Here is a 17,625-nt window from a genome sequence, read left to right as displayed (position 1 = left end):
CATTCCCCTCCCGTGCTTCTGTTATCGTGCCGCTTTGCCGAAATATCCCTTGCGGAGCCGCTACATGAAATTCGTACACCAGCGCGAGCATCTGAACGAAGACGATATCGTCGTTATCGAGTGCTCCCAGCGCTGCAATATCCGCCTGATGAACGACGCCAATTTCCGCAGTTTCAAGAATGGCGGGCGCCATACCTACCATGGCGGCGCATTCGACCGCTTCCCGGCCAAAATCACCGTGCCAAGTACCGGTTTCTGGAACATCACCATCGATACCGTGACCCAACGGCCGATCTCGGTGACCCGCAAGCCGGCCTTCACCCACAAGATCAAGATCATCCGTCGTTCATCGTCGCAGTTGAGATAAAAGCCCCATGAGCACCAACATCAAATACGTCATCAAGTACAAGCTCGACGGCGAACGCCGCTGGGATTTCGCCGTCCTGGCAGACAATTCGCTGGAACAGGCACAGCAAGCGCTGCGCAAGATCCACGGCGACGACGCCGACAAAATCACCGATATCCAGGTCAGCAAGGCACTCTGAGGTCGCTGGCCGTCATAGAGGAGTTCACGGGTAATGAGCCGCTGGCCGGATTCACGCATCCTCGATCTGTTGGCAATTGATCTGCCGATTCTCCAGGCACCGATGGCCGGTGCCACCGGCTCGGCCATGGCGATCGCCGTGAGCGAGGCCGGCGGCCTGGGCTCCCTGCCTTGCGCCATGCTCGGCCCCGAGCAGATCCGCCAGGAACTGCAAGCCTTCCGCCAGGCCAGCCGTGGCCCGCTCAACCTGAACTTCTTCTGCCACACCCCACCGCCCGACGATCCGGCGCGCATAGCGCGCTGGAAAGCAGCGCTCAGACCCTACTACGAGGAAGTCGGTGCCGACTTCGAGGCGCCGACACCGGTGTCCAGCCGCGCGCCGTTCGACGACAGTGCCTGCGCGCTGGTGGAGGAACACAAGCCCGAGGTGGTCAGTTTCCATTTCGGCCTGCCGCAGCCGCGCCTGCTGGCCCGGGTCAAGGCGACCGGGGCCCGGGTGCTGTCCAGCGCCACCACGGTCAGCGAAGCCTTGTGGCTGGAGCAGCAAGGCTGCGACGCGATCATCGCCATGGGCTACGAAGCCGGCGGCCATCGCGGGATGTTTCTCAGCGAAGACCTGAACAGCCAGGTCGGTACCCTGGCGCTGGTCCCGCAGATCGCCGACGCGGTGCGCGTGCCGGTGATTGCCGCCGGCGGCATCGGCGACGCCCGGGGCATCGCCGCAGCCTTCGTGCTCGGTGCGGCAGCGGTGCAACTGGGCACCGCCTATCTGTTCTGTCCGGAGGCCAAGGTTTCCGCCATGCACCGCAGGGCCCTGCATACCGCACGGGAAAGCGACACAGCGCTGACCAACCTGTTTACCGGACGCCCGGCCCGGGGTATCTGCAACCGCATCATGCGTGAACTGGGCCCGATGAGTGAGCTGGCCCCGGCCTTCCCCCTGGCCGGTGGCGCCTTGATGCCGATCCGGGCGCTAAGCGAGCCAGCGGGCAACAGCGATTTCAGCAACCTGTGGTCCGGCCAGGCATTGCGCCTCGGCATCGAACGACCTGCTGCAGAACTCACCCGCACGCTCGCCGAACAAGCACTCACCATTCTTGGCCGTTGAAACAGGTCTTCCCGTTGGCAAGGACATCGCTATATATTTAGGTATATAGCGATTGGCCTTTACTCAACCCCGGAGTCGTTTCATGCGCAGCCACACCCCTCGCCTGGCCCTGGCCGGCCTGTTCACCCTGCTCGCCTTCAACCATGCGTGGGCCGATGAGGTCCAGGTCGCCGTCGCGGCCAACTTCACCGCACCGATCCAGGCCATCGCCAAGGACTTCGAAAAGGACACCGGTCACACGCTGGTCGCCGCCTTCGGCGCCACCGGCCAGTTCTATGCGCAGATCAAGAACGGCGCACCGTTCGAAGTGTTCCTCGCCGCCGACGACACCACTCCGGCCAGGCTCGAAAGCGAAGGCGCCACCGTCAAGGGCTCGCGCTTCACCTACGCCGTGGGCACCCTGGCCCTGTGGTCGGCCACGCCCGGCTATGTCGACGACAAGGGCGAGGTACTCAAGGCCAACCGGTTCCAGCACCTGTCCATCGCCAATCCGAAGGCCGCTCCCTACGGCCTCGCCGCCACCCAGGTGCTGGACAAGCTCAAGCTGACCGAAGCCACCCGGGGCAAGATCGTCGAAGGCCAGAACATTACCCAGGCCTTCCAGTTCGTCTCCACCGGCAATGCCGAGCTGGGCTTCGTCGCCCTGTCGCAGATCTACCAGGACGGCAAGCTCGGCAGCGGCTCCGCGTGGATCGTGCCGGCCGAGCTTCACGACCCGATCCGCCAGGACGCGGTGATCCTCGAAAAAGGCAAGGCCAACCCAGCCGCCAGGGCACTGGTCGATTACCTGAAAGGTCCGAAGGCTGCCGCCGTGATCAAGTCCTACGGTTACCAACTCTGATGCCGCTCGATGCCAGCGACTTCGGCGCTATCTGGCTGACCCTCAAGCTGGCGTCGCTGACCACCCTGCTCCTGCTGCTCCTTGGCACCCCCATCGCCTGGTGGCTGGCCCGCACCCGCTCGTGGTGGCGCGGGCCGGTCGGTGCGCTGGTGGCCCTGCCCCTGGTGCTGCCACCCACGGTGATCGGTTTCTACCTGCTCCTCGCTCTCGGCCCCCACGGTTTCATTGGCAAGACCACCGAGGCCCTGGGGCTTGGCACCGTGGTGTTCAGCTTCAGCGGCCTGGTGATCGGCTCGGTGATCTACTCCATGCCTTTCGTGGTGCAACCATTGCAGAACGCCTTTGCCGCCATCGGCGATCGTCCGCTGGAAGTGGCCGCGACGCTGCGCGCCAGCCCGCGGGATACCTTTTTCAGTGTGGTGTTGCCGCTAGCCCGGCCCGGTTTCGTCACCGCCAGCATCCTCGGTTTCGCCCATACGGTTGGCGAGTTTGGTGTGGTGCTGATGATCGGCGGCAATATCCCCGACAAGACCCGGGTCGTCTCGGTGCAGATCTTCGACCACGTCGAGGCCATGGAATACGCCCAGGCGCACTGGCTGGCCGGGGCGATGCTGGTGTTCTCGTTCCTGGTGCTGCTGGCCCTGTATGGCAGTCGCCGCGGCAAACCGGCCTGGGGTGCAACATGAACGCGCAGATCCACGCCCGCCTCAAGGTAGCCCGCGGTGATTTCACCCTGGATGTCGACCTCGACCTGCCCGGCCAGGGCGTCACTGCGCTGTTCGGCGCCTCCGGCTCGGGCAAGACCACCTGCCTGCGCTGCCTGGCGGGCCTGGAACGGGCCGCGGATGCGCGCATCGAGGTCGCCGGCACGGTCTGGCAGGACTCGGCCCGGGGCATCTTCGTTCCGCCCCACCAACGTCCGATCGGCTATGTGTTCCAGGAAGCCAGCCTGTTCAGTCACCTCACGGTGCGCGACAACCTGGCGTTTGGCTACAAGCGCATCGATCCAGCACTGCGCCGGATCCACCTCGAACAGGCCTGCGAACTGCTGGGCATCGGTCACCTTCTGCAACGCAAGCCCACCACCCTGTCCGGCGGCGAACGCCAGCGCGTCGGTATCGCCCGGGCACTGCTGACCAGCCCGAGCCTGTTGCTGATGGACGAGCCCCTGGCGGCCCTGGATGGGCCGCGCAAGCGCGAGATCCTGCCGTATCTTGAGCGTCTGCGCGACGAGCTGCGGATCCCGCTGATATACGTCAGCCATGCCCAGGAGGAAGTCGCGCGCCTGGCCGATCACCTGGTGCTGCTGGAACAGGGCACGGTCCTGTCCAGCGGCCCGCTCAACCAGACCCTCGCCCGCCTCGACCTGCCCCTGGCCCGCGATGAAGACGCCGGGGTGGTGCTCGAAGGCCGGACCGGCGCCTACGACGAGGTCTACCAGCTCCTGGACGTCCATCTGCCGGACAGCACGTTGAAACTGCGCATTCCCCACGCGCCCCTGGCGCACGGCTCGGCCCTGCGTATCAGGATCCAGGCCCGGGACATCAGCCTCAGTCTGGCGGAGGACCCACGTTCGAGCATCATCAACCGCCTGCCGGTGACCCTGCGCGCCCTCTCCGACCAGGGCAGCCCGGCGCAGATGCTGGTCAGCCTCGACGCAGACGGGCATCCGCTGCTGGCCCGGGTCACGCGCTATTCCTGCGACCAGCTCGGCCTGCAACCTGGCCAGAAACTCTGGGCGCAGATCAAGGGCGTGGCGCTGCTCGGCCAATAGCGCCAGGTGAATCCGCCAGGTCACAGTCCGGAGCTACAGCCCGGAATGAAACTCATTTATTAACCAAACTAAAACCTCACAAAAAAAGCGTTAATTATCGAAAGTTTCTCTTTTCACAAGAGAAATTTCCCATATTCGTTCAAGCCCCCTATGCTTGCGAGGTGCGAATCTCGCCAGGCGAAGTTCCCACCTGTCCGTCGACTCCCAATCCAGAAAAAGGCACCAGCAAATATTTTGCTCGGGGAATTAATTTTCAACGAATGCGTCTTTAATGAAGGGAAAGAGGGAAGCGCTTCCGGCGCCCCCATCCTCGGTGGGGTACTCGCCCGCGAGGCATTTCAAGTTACCAAGGAGAAATACATGCTGATACTCACCCGCAAAGTCGGCGAAAGCATCGTCATCGACGATGACATCAAAGTCACAATTCTGGGCGTCAAAGGGATGCAAGTGAGGATTGGCATCGATGCACCGAAAGATGTCCAGGTGCACCGCGAAGAGATCTACAAACGCATTCAGGCCGGCAGCCCTGCGCCGGAGAAAGGAGAAGGCAGTCACTAAGGCTTCGGCCTGATTGCAGTCGCACGGATGCGCCTGTCCCTTGCCGGACACAAGCAGATTGCCGGGTCTAGCTCTCGGCCGGTGGTAATACCTGCCGGACCATGGCAACCAGTTGTTCGGGATCGAAAGGCTTGTCCAGCACAGCATCGAACAGCCCGGGATTTTCCCGGCCGACGCTGGCTTGCGCGCCACTCATGAGAATGATCGGCAGCGTATTGAACTGGGGGTCGACGCGAAGCTTCCTGGCGAGCTCCTCGCCATTCATCAACGGCATCATATAGTCGGTGATCAGCAGTTCGACCCGAATTTTCTCCTGTCGCTCCTCTGCGTTCTCGTGTTGGTCCGGCTTCAGGATCTTCAGCGCGCCCAGCCCGTTGCTGGCTTTCTTCACCTGATACCCCGCCTCCTCAAGGATAAACTCGAGGATATCGCAGATCACGTATTCGTCATCGACCACCAGGACTGTGCTCATATCGTCACACTGCGGCCCTCAGGACCGCTCCAGTGGCTGGGCAGTACCCGACAACACCGCGGCAGCCTCGTTGAATGCCTTGTGCAATTGCATCCCGTCTTCGCCGAAGCGGACCTCCAGCAACGCCGGGTCGTAAAGGCTGTCACGCACCTTGAGGATCGACAGCACACGCTTGAGCTGCGAATTCAGCTCGACGAAGCGCATCAGCAGCAAATTGTCGACGACGCTCGACAGCTCCGGTGCCGGGGCGATGATTTCCGAACCGAACAGGTCGCGCATCTCCCAGGTCGCCAGCACCGTCACGTCGCGGGCACGCAGCTCACCCATCAGCGCACGAAAGAACCCATTGAGGCGTTCCGGACGGGTGGCCAGCCGGGTGAACCCACCAAGGTTGTCGATGAGCACGCGCTTGCTTCCATGGGTTGCCACCTGCCGCAGCAAGCGCGCGCCGACATCGTCGAGCAACCCTTCGGTGGTGGGTTGCCAGGCAATCTGCAGTGCGCCTTCGCGTTCCATAGCCGCGAAGTCGAGCCCCAGGCTGGCAGCCTTCATGCGCAGGCGAGTGGCCGGCTCATAGAAACCGAAATGCAGCCCGGGCGCGTCGGGTGTGGCTGCGCCCAGGAAACTCAGGCCCAGGGAGGTCTTGCCACTGCCCGAAGGCCCCATCACCAGGGTCACGGAACCCTGCGCCAGCCCACCCTTGAGCAGATCGTCGAGGGAAGGTGCGCCGGTGCCGACACGGACGAAGGTCTCGCTGCCCGCCCCCGAGGGGTGCCCGTACAGGGCCTCGAGACGCGGGTAGACCTGCAGGCCATCGTCGGTTATTTCGCATTCGTGCAGGCCGGACAGCGCCGCGCTGCCGCGGGTCTTGCGCAACTGGATACGCCGTACCGCCCGGGCGCCGTGCAGGTCCTCGCCCAGTTCGATCACACCGTCGACCATGGTGTGTTCGGGGCAGTCCTCCTCGAAATGGACACTGGTCAGCAGCAACAAGGTACAGCCGGCGAAGGCGGCATGGGCCTGCAGTTCGGAAATGAATTTCTTGGCGTCGAGCGCGGTCTGCGCCCGCGAGCGGGCGTTGAGCAGACCGTCGATGATCAACAGCGAGGCACCGTGGCGGGCGATCTCCCCGCGCAACAGGCGCACCACCGCTTCCAGGCCGTCCTGCTCTAGGGTATCGAAGGCACTGAGATACTGGATCTGTTCGCCGATCTTCGCCGGGTCGAAAAACGACAGGGTCGACAGGTACTGGAACAGTCGCTCATGGGATTCGCTGAGCAGGGTCGCCACTAGCACCCGGCCGCCGCGCTGCACATGATTGAACGCCAATTGATTGGCCAGCACCGTCTTGCCCGAGCCGGGACGGCCCTGGACGATGTAGGCGGCGCCAACGACAAGACCGCCCTTGAGCAGGTCGTCGAGCCCCTGGATCCCGGTCACTAGACGCTTGAGCTGTTCCACCTTGGTTGTTCCTCCCCGTTGGCCGGCAGCGGGATGCACAGGGTCATGCAGGTGCCTTTGCCCGGCTCGCTGTCGACCCAGATCCCGCCATTGCTTTGCCTTGCAAAACCGTATACCTGGCTCAGGCCCAGGCCAGTGCCCTTGCCGAAACCCTTGGTGGTGAAGAACGGCTCGAAAATCCGCGGCAGCACCTCGGCGTCGATACCGGTGCCGGTATCGATGACGCTGATCGCAGCGAAATCACCTACCAGGCCATCACGCTCGCCCTGCAACCGGCGATTGCCGGCAACGATGCGGATCTCCCCGCCCGCCTCCATCGCGTCGCGGGCGTTGAGCACCAGATTGAGCAACACCATCTGCAACTGCCCGGCGTCCACTTCGACCGGGGCCAGGTCCTCGTCGCACAGCACATGCAGTTCGATATTCTTCGGCAAGGCCTGGTGCAGCAGTGCGTGGATGGACTCGATCACCTCGGCAAGATCGACCCGTACCACGTTGAGCTCCTTGCGCCGGGCAAAGCTGAGCAATTGCTGGGTCATCTGGCTGCCGCGCTGGCCGGCATCGAGAATATGCTCGAGCATGCGCCGGGTACGTTGCGGATCGGAGCTGTTGAGCGCCAGCCTGGCCGAGTTGAGGATGATGGTCAGCAGGTTGTTGAAGTCGTGGGCCATGCCCCCGGTCAACTGGCCAAGGGCCTCGAGCTTTTGCGACTGGAACAGTTGGGCGCGCATGGCATCCAGTTGCAGCGCGGCCTCGCGCCGGTCAGTGATGTCGCGGGTGATCTTCGCCAGACCAATTATCTCGCCCTCCCGCGAGCGCACCACATCCAGCACCACCAGGGCCCAGAAACGCGTGCCATCCTTGCGCACGCGCCAACCCTCGTCCTGGGCGCGGCCCTTGCTCAGGGCCTGGCTGACGAGAGAAGCGGGACGCCCGTCGGAACAATCCTGCTCGCTGAAGAACAGCGAGAAATGCCGTCCGATCACTTCCTCGGCCCGGTACCCCTTGATGCGCTCGGCACCGGCGTTCCAGGAAATGATGCAACCATTGAGGTCCAGCATATAGATGGCGTAGTCGACCACCGTCTGTACAAGTTGCTCGTACAGGCCGGCATTCATGCTATGCAGGTCGACGCGTTCGGATGGATCCATTTCGGGGTCCGCTGGCTAGGGTTGGACGATAACTACAGCATACGCTGAGGACGACCTGAAAAGACGCCTGCTGCAGCAGCGGAGTTCCCCTTTTTGCAGTAATAGGCCGCCGCAACCCATAAATATGCCCCGCAACCATTGCGCTGGATCAAGGTATAGCGCGATTGTAGGCGCTGCGCCTGCCGACGTGCCGGCAAATTGCTATAGTTCGCGCCCCCGGGTATCGACAAGACGAGCGGTTGAGGAAAGGGATCTTGGTCATCAACATACGCATGCAACGCATTCACGACGATCTGGAAACCACCGCCGACGGCATGGAACAACTGGCTCGCGGCCTGGCCGGGCACGCCGTCTATCTACAGCATTCGGTGCATGCAGGCGATGCTGTCGAAGTCAGGGCACGGGTCAGCGGCCTGACCGACTCGATCAACGAGCTGCGCGCCGTGGCCAACAGCATCGAATTGCGCTAGGCCGCCCGGATGCTCCCCGAACATCCCGCGGCACTGCGCAGCCTCAAGGCACGGCGCCTGTATCGGCGGCATGGCCAGGTCGGTCTGTTCTTCGTTGGCAGTCTCTCGGTGCTGGCCGGCATGACCGATGCCATCGGCTTTCTGGCCAGCGGCGACTTCGTTTCCTTCATGAGCGGCAACACGACACGCCTGGCGGTGGCTGTCAGCGAAGGCCATTTCGGGCTGGTGCTGCGCCTGGGCCTGCTGGTAATCACTTTCGTCCTTGGCAATGCCCTGGGCGTAATGATCGCCCGCTCCAGCCGCAAGCGCGCCTGGCCGTTGCTGGTCCTGACCTCTCTGCTGTTGCTGAGCGCAGCTTTTTGTGGCGACTACCTGGAACTCCTGGCGCTGCTGGCGGCGATCCTTGCCATGGGCATGCTCAATGCCGCCGTGGAGGAAGTGAACGGCCTGCCCATCGGCCTGACCTACGTCACCGGCGCCCTTTCCCGTTTCGGCCGAGGTCTTGGCCGCTGGCTGATGGGCGATCGTCGCGCCGGCTGGCGCATGCAACTGGTGCCATGGGGCGGCATGCTGTTCGGCGCGGTCCTTGGCGGCTGGCTGGAACATCGGCTGGGATTCGCCGCGCTGCTGTTCAGCAGTGCGCTGGCGGCCCTGATCGGCTTGGCTTCGCTGTTCATTCCACGACGTTGGGTGCAGCGCTATATGGCGCGTTGAAGCGGCTTGCCCGTTGACTGGAATATAACGATGAGTTATAAAGCGCGCTTGCTTCGAGCAGCTTCTTGAAGCTCGGACAACCTGCGAGTGTGGTGGAATTGGTATACACAGCAGACTTAAAATCTGTCGGCGCAAGCCTTGCGGGTTCGAGTCCCGCCACTCGCACCACCTTCCGGAAAGCGCCCTCCATGGGGCGCTTTTTTCATATCTGCCAGTCGCTTACCGGTGATCGAGGAAACCAAACCCGAAACATGCGGTCATAACCTTGCCATCGACCCTATCGCGTCGATTCGAGGACATCACCGTGTTGACCCGCCTGACCCAGTTTTCCCTGCTTGCCGCGATCCTGCTTTCCGCCGGCTGTGCCCATCACCATCATCATGACCGCGACGACGGCTGGCGCGGCGGTGACCGCGATCAGCGGCGCTGGCACGACGACGACCGCCGCCGCTATGACGACCGTTACGACTACCGTCGTGACGACCGCCGCTACCGCGATGACGACTGATATCCCTGACACACGATCGCTTCAACGACCCTGAGGTTTCTGCCATGCGTCTCACACTGCCTACTCTTGCTCTAGGTTTCCTGATCTCCCAGGCCGCGCTGGCCGGTGACGGCACCACCGCCATTGGCGGCGGCCTCGGCGGCGCGCTGGGCAACGTGGTTGGACAACAGATCGGCGGCAGCACCGGCGCGGCCATCGGTGCCGGCCTGGGTGGCGCTGCCGGTAGCGCCGTCGGTGCGAAGAAAGGCAATCGTACCGAAGCCGCGATCGGCGGTGGCCTTGGCTCGGCCGGTGGCTCGGTGCTGGGCGGCAAGGTCGGCGGCTCCACCGGCTCGACCATCGGTGCAGGCCTCGGCGGGGCTGCGGGCGGCGCGCTGGGCAATCACCTGGCCGATGACGATCGCCACGACTCCGGCAAGCACAAGCATAAGCGTCATCATCGCGGTCATTGATAACGCGGCGCTTTGCGCTGTGTTCTCGACGTGCAGTGCTCTCGACAATGGGAGCATTGCACAGCCCAAGGCATATCCCACGCATTGACTCAAGCATTCGTCTGACCCAAGCTTGGCGCTTTTCCGTAATCCCCGTCCGGATCACGCATGCCCCGACCGCGTATCTACCTGTTCGCCGGCCTCGCCCTGCTATTGCTGGCGGGCCTGGGCAGCCTGGCGCTGCAAAAGGACCCTCCGGCACCCAATCCGGCACTCCAGCACTCCTACGTCAAGGCCCTGGCCCAGGCGCATAATGGCCTGCCCGGAGCTGCCCGGGTGCTGTACCAGCAACTCGGGCGCGACGACCTGTCGGCCATCCGCCGCGCCAGCCTCTACGCAGAACTGCCCAACTATCCGTCTCCCCAGGCCCTGAAACTGGCCAGCCAGGACCTGCGTAACGACGATCCCCTGGTACGTCGCGCCGCCCTCGAGGCCATCGCCGCCATGGTCCCGGCCAACCAGCGCAGCCTGCTCCTCGGCCCATTGCTCGACGATGAGGACGACAGCGTACGCTTCGCTGCGGTGGACGCCCTGGCAGGCTTGAGCCCCGATGACATCGGCCTGTACTTCGCACCGTTGCAGAACGTGCTCGACCAGTACCAACTGGCCCTGCAGACGCGCAGCGAAGATGTACAGGACCAGGTGCACCTGGCCCGCCTCTATCTGCAGGAGCGCGACTTCCCCGCCGCCGCCAGCGCACTGGACCAGGCGCTGAAGCTGGAGCCGGAGAACCTCGAGGCCATAGCCACCCGGGTACGCCTGCTCGACAGCCAGGGCCAGGGCGAAGGCTCTCGTGCGGTATTGGCCGAAGCCTTGCAGCGCTATCCTGATTCCGCCTTGCTGCAATATGAACTGGGCCAATGGCTGCTGCGTCATCAGCAGGACGAATACGCCCTGCTGGCATTTTCCAGGGCGGTGGAGCTGGAGCCGGACAACAGCGACTATCGCTATACCCTGGCGGTCAGCCTGCACAGCCTCGACCAGCTCCAGGTGGCGCAAAAGCAGCTGGAAACCCTGCTCGCCCGGCAGCCGGCCAATCGCAAGGCGCGGGTACTGCTGATCGAGTACTGGAAGGAAAGCGGCCAGTTGCAGAACGTGCAGATCCTCCTGGCCCAACTGGAGCAGCAGAACCCCGACGATCCCCTGGTCCAGCAAGGCCTCTGACGCTACCGGCGTCCTTCGCGCAATCGGTTTGAACCCGCGCTTTCACGGCGCGGTCCAGAGAGAGTGCATCCGCTGCAGATGAAACGCTGCCCGGGGCGCTTTCCAAGGAGATCGACCGTGAATCATTCGTCAGCCAACAGCGAGCGTGCGCTGATCCTGGCGCCACCGCCGATCAGCGACCACACCCGGAACCTGCTGGAACAGGCCGGGCTCATTGCCCTGGCCATGGGCAATGTCGAAGAGCTGGCCGACGCGCTTGACCAGGGTGCAGGCCTTGCGATCATTGCCCGGACATGCCTGGAAGATGCCGAATCCTCGCGGCTCGAATGCCACCTGCGCAGCCAGCCATTATGGTCGGACCTGCCGGTAGTGCTGATCGGCGACGGCGATCAAACCATGGCTTGCAATGCGCATCTGCGCCTGGCCCTGGGCAATCTGTTCATCCTGCCCTGCCCCTTTGCCGACCAGGCCCTGCTGGACCTCGCCCACACCTCCCTGCGTGCCCGGCGTCGCCAGTACTACAGCTGCCAGCAAGGACTGGAACTGGCCAGCCTGCAGCGTCGGACCGAAGAGCGGGTTCGCCATTTGCGCGAAGAAGAGCAACGCCTGCACCAGAACCAGAAAATGGAGGCCATCGGCCAACTGGCCGGCGGCGTGGCCCATGACTTCAACAACCTGCTCACCGGCATCGGCGGCAGCCTGGAATTGATCCGCCAGCGCATCGACCAGCAACGCCCGGAGGACGTTCCCAGGCTGGTGGACATGGGCCTCACCGCGGTGCAACAGGCCGCCAGCACCACCCATCGCCTGCTGGCCTTTTCCCGGCGCCAGTCGCTGGACGACCGCCCGGTGCAACTGGCCGCTCTGCTGGAGCACAAGCGCCTGAGCGACCTGGTCGGCCCGGGCGTACGCCTGAAGCTACGCATCGATAAGGAACTGTGGCCGGCCAGGGCCGATGCCCGGCAATTGCAGGAAGCCCTGGACAACCTGCTGGTCAATGCCCGCGACGCCTTGCCCGATGGAGGCGAGGTGCGCATCGAGGTCAGCAATCTCCATCTGCTGCGTCCCTTGCCCGAAGCCCATCCTTTCGATGGCAATGATTTCGTCCGCATCAGCGTCACCGACAACGGTTGCGGCATGTCGCAAAGCACCCTGGAACGCGCATTCGATCCTTTCTTCTCGACCAAGGGCAGCGGCCAGGGCTCCGGCCTCGGCCTGTCCATGGTCTACGGTTTCAGTCGCCAGTCCCACGGTCATGTCAGCCTGCACAGCCGGGTGGGCCAGGGCACCGAGGTGGAGCTGCTGCTGCCGCGCCATCATCCGGAAAACGCCGCAGCTTGCGCTGCTGCGGCATGCCCGGCCGACGGAGGGCAGCCATGACCCAGGCACAACGCCCCCTGGAGCTGAGCCAGGTCGAACCGGTCAGCGCCTTGCGCGTGCTGACGGTGAATGTGCACAAGGGCTTCAGCCCGCTGAATCGTCGCTATGTGCTGCCGGAGCTGCGCGAGGCGGTACGTGCGCATCACGCCGACGTGGTATTTCTCCAGGAAGTGCTCGGCAGCCACAGCCGTCATGCCCAGCGCCATCCGGGCTGGTCGCCGTTGCCGCAATACGAGTTCCTGGCCGACAGCCTGTGGCCGATGTTCGCCTACGGTCGCAATGCGGTGTATCCCGAGGGCGAGCACGGTAACGCCCTGCTGTCGAAGTTTCCCATCCTCGAACACCACAACTTCGATGTCAGTGTCGATGGCAGCGAGCAACGCGGCCTGCTGCATTCGGTGCTGGCCCTGCCCGGCGAACGCCGGTTGCACACCATCTGCGTGCACCTGGGGCTCGACGAGCGCCAGCGCACCCAGCAACTGCATTTGCTGTGCGGCCTGCTCGACACCCTGCCCGAGCACGCACCGGTGGTGATCGCTGGCGACTTCAACGACTGGCGCCAGCGTGCCGACGCCCTGCTCGCCAGTCGCGGCCTGTTCGAGGTGTTCACCCGCGCCTACGGCGCACCAGCGTGCAGCTTCCCGGCGCGCTGGCCACTGCTGCGTCTTGACCGAATCTACCTGCGCAATGCCCGGGCCCATGAGCCTCGGGTGATGTCGCGTAAACCCTGGTCGCATCTGTCCGACCACCTGCCACTCTGTGTCGAGGTCCTGTTATGAGCACCGAATGGCGTGCGGAAAACGAAGTGCAGCTACTGATCAACGGCGAGGAATATTACCCGTCGGCGTTCGAGGCCATCCGCCAGGCCCGCGAAGAAGTGCTGCTGGAAACCTTCATCATCTACGAGGACAAGGTTGGCCTGGAACTCCAGCAGGTACTGATCGAGGCCGCCCAGCGCGGGGTGCGGGTGCAGGTATTGGTGGACGGTTACGGTACCGCCGAGCTGAGCCGCGAGTACCTCCAGGCGCTGTTCGATGCCGGTGTGGACCTGCAGGCCTTCGACCCGAGTCCGATGCGCCTGGGGGTGCGAACCAACCTGTTCCGCCGCCTGCACCGCAAGATCCTGGTGATCGACGGTTCGCTCGGCTTTATCGGCGGCATCAATTACTGCGCCGACCATCTCGGCGATTTCGGCCCCCTGGCCAAGCAGGACTACGCGGTCCAGGTACGCGGCCCGATCGTCGATGACCTGCGCAAGGCAACCCTCAAGCTGCTCGACAGCCACGCCCGCATCGGCCAGCGCAACCGCGCCTGGTGGCGCCGGGCGCCGGTATTGGAGCCAGACAGCGAACAGGCGCAGATGCGCCTGATCATCCGCGACAACAACGAGCACCCCACCGACATCGAGCAGCAATACCTGCGCGCCATTGTCAGCGCCCACGAGCGCATCATCATTGCCAACGCCTACTTCTTCCCCGGCTACCGCCTGCTGCGTGCCTTGCGCAATGCCGCGCGGCGCGGGGTGGACGTGACCCTGATCCTGCAAGGGATGCCGGACATGCCCTGGGTACGCCTGTGCTCGCGGCTGCTGTACAACTACCTGCTGCGCGACGGGGTGAAGATCCATGAATATTGCGAACGACCGCTGCACGGCAAGGTGGCCCTGGTGGACCGGCACTGGAGCACCGTCGGCTCCAGCAATCTCGATCCACTGAGCCTGTCGCTGAACCTTGAAGCCAACCTGGTGATCCGTGACGAAGCCTTCAACCAGCGCCTGTTCGAACACCTGGACGAACTGCGCAACAAGCGCTGCAAGACGGTGAGCCTGCAACGGGTGCTGCGCGGTTACTGGTGGCGCGCGCCGCTGATTTTCCTGACGTTCCACTTCACCCGTTACTTCCCGGCGCTGGTCGCCGGCTTGCCGGCGCACAAGCCGCGGGTAAAGCCGCTGTACCAGGATGCTGAAACCGTGCAGGAGCGCCTCTCTTGAAAAAGACCTTGTGGAAACGCGCGCGCCAGGCGCTGACGGTGCTGTTCTTCATCCTGGTCCCGGTGTTGCTGTTCATGCTCCTGCGCAACCAGGATTGGGGCGAAGTCTGGCATGCGTTGACGTCCTACCGGCCAACCGTGCTACTCATCGCCCTGGGTTTCGTAGTGTGCAGCTTCGTCCTGTTCAGCAGCTACGACCTGCTCGGTCGCCGCTATACCGGTCACCGCTTGCCGGCGCGCCAGGTGTTGCCCCTGGCGTTCGTCTGCTATGCCTTCAACCTCAACCTGAGCGCCTGGGTAGGCGGCGTTGCCCTGCGCTTTCGCCTGTACTCGCGCCTGGGACTGGACACCCCGACCATCACCCGCATCCTTGGTTTCGGCCTGGTCACCAACTGGCTGGGCTATTTGCTGGTCGCCGGTTGCCTGTTCACCCTCGGCTTTCCCAAGCTTCCCGCTGGCCTGGAGATCGGCAGCAGCGGCTTGCGCGTGATCGGCATTGCCATGCTGATCGCGGCCATCGGCTATCTGCTGGCGTGCCGCTTCGCCAAACGGCGGGAGTGGAACATACGCGGTCAGCAGATCACCCTGCCCTCCTGGCGCCTGGCCGCGCTGCAAGCGCTGATGGGTGCCGGCAACTGGTGCCTGATGGGCCTGGTGATCCATACCCTGTTGCCGGAAAAGGCTGGTTATCCGACCTTGCTGGCGACCCTGATGGTCAGCAGCATCGCCGGGGTGATCACCCATATTCCGGCGGGGCTGGGCGTGCTGGAAAGTGTGTTCATCACCCTGCTGCAAGGTCAATACAGCCAGGGCACGCTGCTGGCGGCACTGATCGGCTACCGCGCCGTGTATTTCCTGCTGCCGCTGCTGGTCGCCTGCGTCACCTACCTGGTATTGGAGCGGGTAGCCGCCCGTCAACGCGGCCGTGCTGGCACGTCGGCGACCGAGGGCGGGACTGGCTGAAGCATGCTGGCGACCTTGCGCAGCAGCGCGTTCAGGTCGAACGGTTTGACGAGCAGGTCCATGCCCTGCTCGTCCAGCCCGCTGGTGTTGAATGATTCACGGGTAAAACCGGTGATGAACAGAATCCGCTGCCGGGGCGCGCGAGCACGCACCGCCTTGGCCAGCTCGATACCGCTGAGCCCGCCGGGCAAGCCTATGTCGGTGATCACCAGGTCGAGGGATCCGGCGCTTTCATACAGGGCCAGGCCACTGCTGGCATCCCCTGCCTCCAGCACTTCTAGCCCCTGGTCCTGCAAGGATTCACGAATGACCATGCGCAATACCGGCTCGTCGTCGATCAGCAGGACCCGCAGCCGACCGGCCGGCATGCTCAGGGGCGCCTGCGGTTGCGTGGGCTCTGGCTGCGGTTGTGGCAGGGGCACGTCGGAGCCGATGAAACGCGGCAGGAGCAGCTCTATGCAGGTGCCCTTGCTCTCTTCGGAAACGATGCGAACGCTGCCACCGGACTGGCGCACGAAGCCATACACCATGGACAGGCCAAGGCCACTGCGCTCGCTTGCAGGCCGGGTACTGAAAAAGGGATCGAAGGCCCTGGCGGCCACCTCCCGCGACATGCCGCAGCCGTTGTCCTCCACCCTCAGGCAGCAATAATCGCCCGGTGGCAGGTCGACGCCGGGCAGCGCACTGTAATGCCGTTCGTAGCAGGTGCTGATCTTCACCCAGCCCCGGGGGCGCATGGCATCGCGCGCATTGGCACACAGATTGATCAGGGCGTTTTCCATCTGGCTGACATCCACCTCGATCAACCAGGGACGCGGGTCCACCTGCCAGCGCAGCTCGATATCCGGACCGATTGCCTGGTGAATCATCGGTTCGATATTCGTCAGCAGGTCGTTGAGATCCGCCGGGCGCGGTGACAATGGCTGGCGACGGGAGAATGCCAGCATGCGCCGGGTCAGCTCGGCGGCGCGATCGGCGGCCTGGCGGGCGGCGTCCAGGTATTTGTCGATAGTGTCCACGCGCCCCTGGGCCACGCGGCGCTCGAGCAATTCGAGGCTGGTGCTGATACCGGTCAGCAGATTGTTGAAGTCGTGGGCCACGCCAGCGGTCAACTGACCCACCGCTTCCATTTTCTGACCGTGACGCAACAGCTCCTCGGCCTGGAGCAAGGCGTCCTCTCGTTCGCGGGCCTGGGTGATATCGTGGCCCAGCAAGGTGGTGAAGTCCGAGCCGGGCATGGCGCCCAGGCTGAACCGACGGTAATGCCCGTCGACATGCCGCAAGCGCCCCTCGCCGCTCGGCTGGGCGCCCTGGAGGAGCTGCCGGACGACGAGGTGGTCATCCGGGTGCAGCATGTCCAGCAGTGACCGGCCATGCAGGTCGTCATCCCAACCCAGCAGTTGCCGGCAGGCCGGGTTGAACGTGCGCAGGCGCAGATCCTCCTGCACCACCAGCATCAGGTCGCTGGACAGCTCCCACAAGCGGGTGTGGTCGGCCGTCCGTTCCTGCACCTGGCGCTCGAAGGATCCGGCCAGCTCGCGCCATTGCCGCTCGGACTCGACGCTGCTGGTGGTTTCAAGCACGGTGTCGAGAAATCCGGCGACCTGGCCGCTCTCATCGCGCACCGGGCTTGCGGAAAAAGTGAAATAGACCTGTTCGAGCGTGCCGTTGCGGCTGGTAACCAGCGGGAAGTTCTCGAGAAAGACCGCTTCCCCCTCCATGACCCGAAACACCAGCTCGCCCACTTCGCCCCAGATATCGCTCCATACCTCATTGAACGGACGGCCCAGCGGGTTCGGCTTGTTTCCCAGGATGGGCACGAAGGCGTCGTTGTAGAGCGTGATCATATCGCTGCCCCAGACCAGGCAACTGGGGAAGCGCGACGCCAGCATCAGGTCCACGGCGATGCGCAGCGAATTGGGCCAGCGATGCAGGGGGCCGAGCGAGGTACTGCTCCAGTCGAACTGGCGTACCGCCTCGCTCATGCCCTGGGCCTGGACCGGACGAGGTGCGAGATGAATGATATGCATCGCTGCG

The 17,625-nt window shown here is 63.9% G+C and carries 20 protein-coding genes and 1 tRNA gene; 17 read left to right on the top strand and 4 right to left on the bottom strand.

The features are described from left to right. The first annotated feature begins 64 nt into the window (after positions 1–64). From ACKLLE_RS20160 to csrA, 7 genes are all read left to right on the top strand, one after another. The gene (locus ACKLLE_RS20160; RefSeq protein ID WP_009402597.1) at positions 65–367 is read left to right on the top strand and encodes a DUF1883 domain-containing protein; all 303 of its coding nucleotides are present in this window, start codon (positions 65–67) and stop codon (positions 365–367) included. A 7-nt stretch (positions 368–374) separates the two neighbouring features. Next, positions 375–545 (top strand): hypothetical protein, encoded by a 171-nt coding sequence (locus ACKLLE_RS20155; protein WP_009402599.1) that lies wholly within the window; start codon positions 375–377, stop codon positions 543–545. Positions 546–578: 33 nt separating this feature from the next. Then, positions 579–1,652, top strand: a complete 1,074-nt coding sequence (locus ACKLLE_RS20150) for an NAD(P)H-dependent flavin oxidoreductase (protein ID WP_420058875.1) — start codon at positions 579–581, stop codon at positions 1,650–1,652. An 82-nt stretch (positions 1,653–1,734) separates the two neighbouring features. Continuing rightward, entirely contained in the window at positions 1,735–2,493 is a 759-nt protein-coding gene (gene modA / locus ACKLLE_RS20145; RefSeq protein WP_420058874.1) for a molybdate ABC transporter substrate-binding protein, read from the top strand. Then, entirely contained in the window at positions 2,493–3,179 is a 687-nt protein-coding gene (gene modB / locus ACKLLE_RS20140; RefSeq protein WP_420058873.1) for a molybdate ABC transporter permease subunit, read from the top strand. The genes modA and modB overlap by 1 nt, the downstream gene beginning before the upstream one ends. Continuing rightward, positions 3,176–4,267: a molybdenum ABC transporter ATP-binding protein gene (gene modC, locus ACKLLE_RS20135; protein WP_420058872.1), complete on the top strand. Its 1,092-nt coding sequence runs from the start codon at positions 3,176–3,178 to the stop codon at positions 4,265–4,267. The genes modB and modC overlap by 4 nt, the downstream gene beginning before the upstream one ends. 360 nt (positions 4,268–4,627) lie before the next feature. Continuing rightward, positions 4,628–4,825 carry a carbon storage regulator CsrA gene (gene csrA, locus ACKLLE_RS20130; protein ID WP_009402608.1) on the top strand — a complete coding sequence of 66 codons (198 nt, stop codon included), beginning with the start codon at positions 4,628–4,630 and terminating at the stop codon, positions 4,823–4,825. 67 nt (positions 4,826–4,892) lie between these two features. Here the strand turns inward: csrA and ACKLLE_RS20125 are convergent, their stop codons facing one another. From ACKLLE_RS20125 to ACKLLE_RS20115, 3 genes are read right to left on the bottom strand one after another with little or no spacing between them, the layout of a single operon-like run. Then, positions 4,893–5,297: a response regulator gene (locus ACKLLE_RS20125; protein WP_420058871.1), complete on the bottom strand. Its 405-nt coding sequence runs from the start codon at positions 5,295–5,297 to the stop codon at positions 4,893–4,895. 18 nt (positions 5,298–5,315) lie between these two features. Continuing rightward, on the bottom strand, positions 5,316–6,758 hold the full coding sequence (locus ACKLLE_RS20120) for an ATPase domain-containing protein (protein ID WP_064304132.1): 1,443 nt from the start codon (positions 6,756–6,758) through the stop codon (positions 5,316–5,318). Then, positions 6,737–7,909 carry a two-component system sensor histidine kinase NtrB gene (locus ACKLLE_RS20115; RefSeq protein WP_420058870.1) on the bottom strand — a complete coding sequence of 391 codons (1,173 nt, stop codon included), beginning with the start codon at positions 7,907–7,909 and terminating at the stop codon, positions 6,737–6,739. Before ACKLLE_RS20115 ends, ACKLLE_RS20120 begins: the two co-directional genes overlap by 22 nt. Before the next feature lie 254 nt (positions 7,910–8,163). On the opposite strand from ACKLLE_RS20115, the gene ACKLLE_RS20110 reads away from it, so the two are divergent. The 10 genes from ACKLLE_RS20110 (at position 8,164) to ACKLLE_RS20065 (ending at position 15,588) form a co-directional block, all read left to right on the top strand. After that, complete coding sequence (locus ACKLLE_RS20110) at positions 8,164–8,379, top strand: hypothetical protein (protein WP_205884614.1); 216 nt, start codon at positions 8,164–8,166, stop codon at positions 8,377–8,379. Between the two features lie 9 nt (positions 8,380–8,388). Then, positions 8,389–9,093, top strand: a complete 705-nt coding sequence (locus ACKLLE_RS20105; RefSeq protein ID WP_420058869.1) for a YoaK family protein — start codon at positions 8,389–8,391, stop codon at positions 9,091–9,093. A gap of 83 nt (positions 9,094–9,176) precedes the next feature. Beyond that, a tRNA-Leu gene (locus ACKLLE_RS20100) sits at positions 9,177–9,261 on the top strand. A gap of 136 nt (positions 9,262–9,397) precedes the next feature. Further along, the gene (locus ACKLLE_RS20095; RefSeq protein WP_100228124.1) at positions 9,398–9,601 is read left to right on the top strand and encodes a hypothetical protein; all 204 of its coding nucleotides are present in this window, start codon (positions 9,398–9,400) and stop codon (positions 9,599–9,601) included. A gap of 44 nt (positions 9,602–9,645) precedes the next feature. Beyond that, a complete protein-coding gene (locus ACKLLE_RS20090; RefSeq protein WP_009402621.1) occupies positions 9,646–10,053 on the top strand; it encodes a glycine zipper domain-containing protein in 408 nt (135 codons plus the stop codon). Positions 10,054–10,200: 147 nt separating this feature from the next. After that, positions 10,201–11,256, top strand: coding sequence for a tetratricopeptide repeat protein (locus tag ACKLLE_RS20085; protein ID WP_420058868.1), 1,056 nt, complete (start codon positions 10,201–10,203; stop codon positions 11,254–11,256). Positions 11,257–11,373: 117 nt separating this feature from the next. Next, complete coding sequence (locus ACKLLE_RS20080) at positions 11,374–12,636, top strand: ATP-binding protein (protein ID WP_420058867.1); 1,263 nt, start codon at positions 11,374–11,376, stop codon at positions 12,634–12,636. Continuing rightward, positions 12,633–13,415: an endonuclease/exonuclease/phosphatase family protein gene (locus ACKLLE_RS20075; protein WP_420058866.1), complete on the top strand. Its 783-nt coding sequence runs from the start codon at positions 12,633–12,635 to the stop codon at positions 13,413–13,415. Before ACKLLE_RS20080 ends, ACKLLE_RS20075 begins: the two co-directional genes overlap by 4 nt. Beyond that, entirely contained in the window at positions 13,412–14,626 is a 1,215-nt protein-coding gene (gene clsB / locus ACKLLE_RS20070) for a cardiolipin synthase ClsB (RefSeq protein ID WP_420058865.1), read from the top strand. Before ACKLLE_RS20075 ends, clsB begins: the two co-directional genes overlap by 4 nt. Then, positions 14,623–15,588, top strand: coding sequence for a lysylphosphatidylglycerol synthase domain-containing protein (locus ACKLLE_RS20065; protein ID WP_064304125.1), 966 nt, complete (start codon positions 14,623–14,625; stop codon positions 15,586–15,588). The genes clsB and ACKLLE_RS20065 overlap by 4 nt, the downstream gene beginning before the upstream one ends. On the opposite strand, the gene ACKLLE_RS20060 is transcribed toward ACKLLE_RS20065, so the two are convergent. After that, positions 15,540–17,618, bottom strand: coding sequence for a hybrid sensor histidine kinase/response regulator (locus ACKLLE_RS20060; protein WP_420058864.1), 2,079 nt, complete (start codon positions 17,616–17,618; stop codon positions 15,540–15,542). The genes ACKLLE_RS20065 and ACKLLE_RS20060 overlap by 49 nt on opposite strands. Between the last annotated feature and the right edge of the window lie 7 nt (positions 17,619–17,625).

It is taken from the genome of Pseudomonas bharatica (assembly GCF_048586865.1).
In the GTDB taxonomy this organism is placed as follows: Bacteria; Pseudomonadota; Gammaproteobacteria; order Pseudomonadales; family Pseudomonadaceae; genus Aquipseudomonas; species Aquipseudomonas bharatica.
Note: the sequence above shows the minus strand (reverse complement) of the source record. Positions and strands in the feature narration are given on the sequence as shown.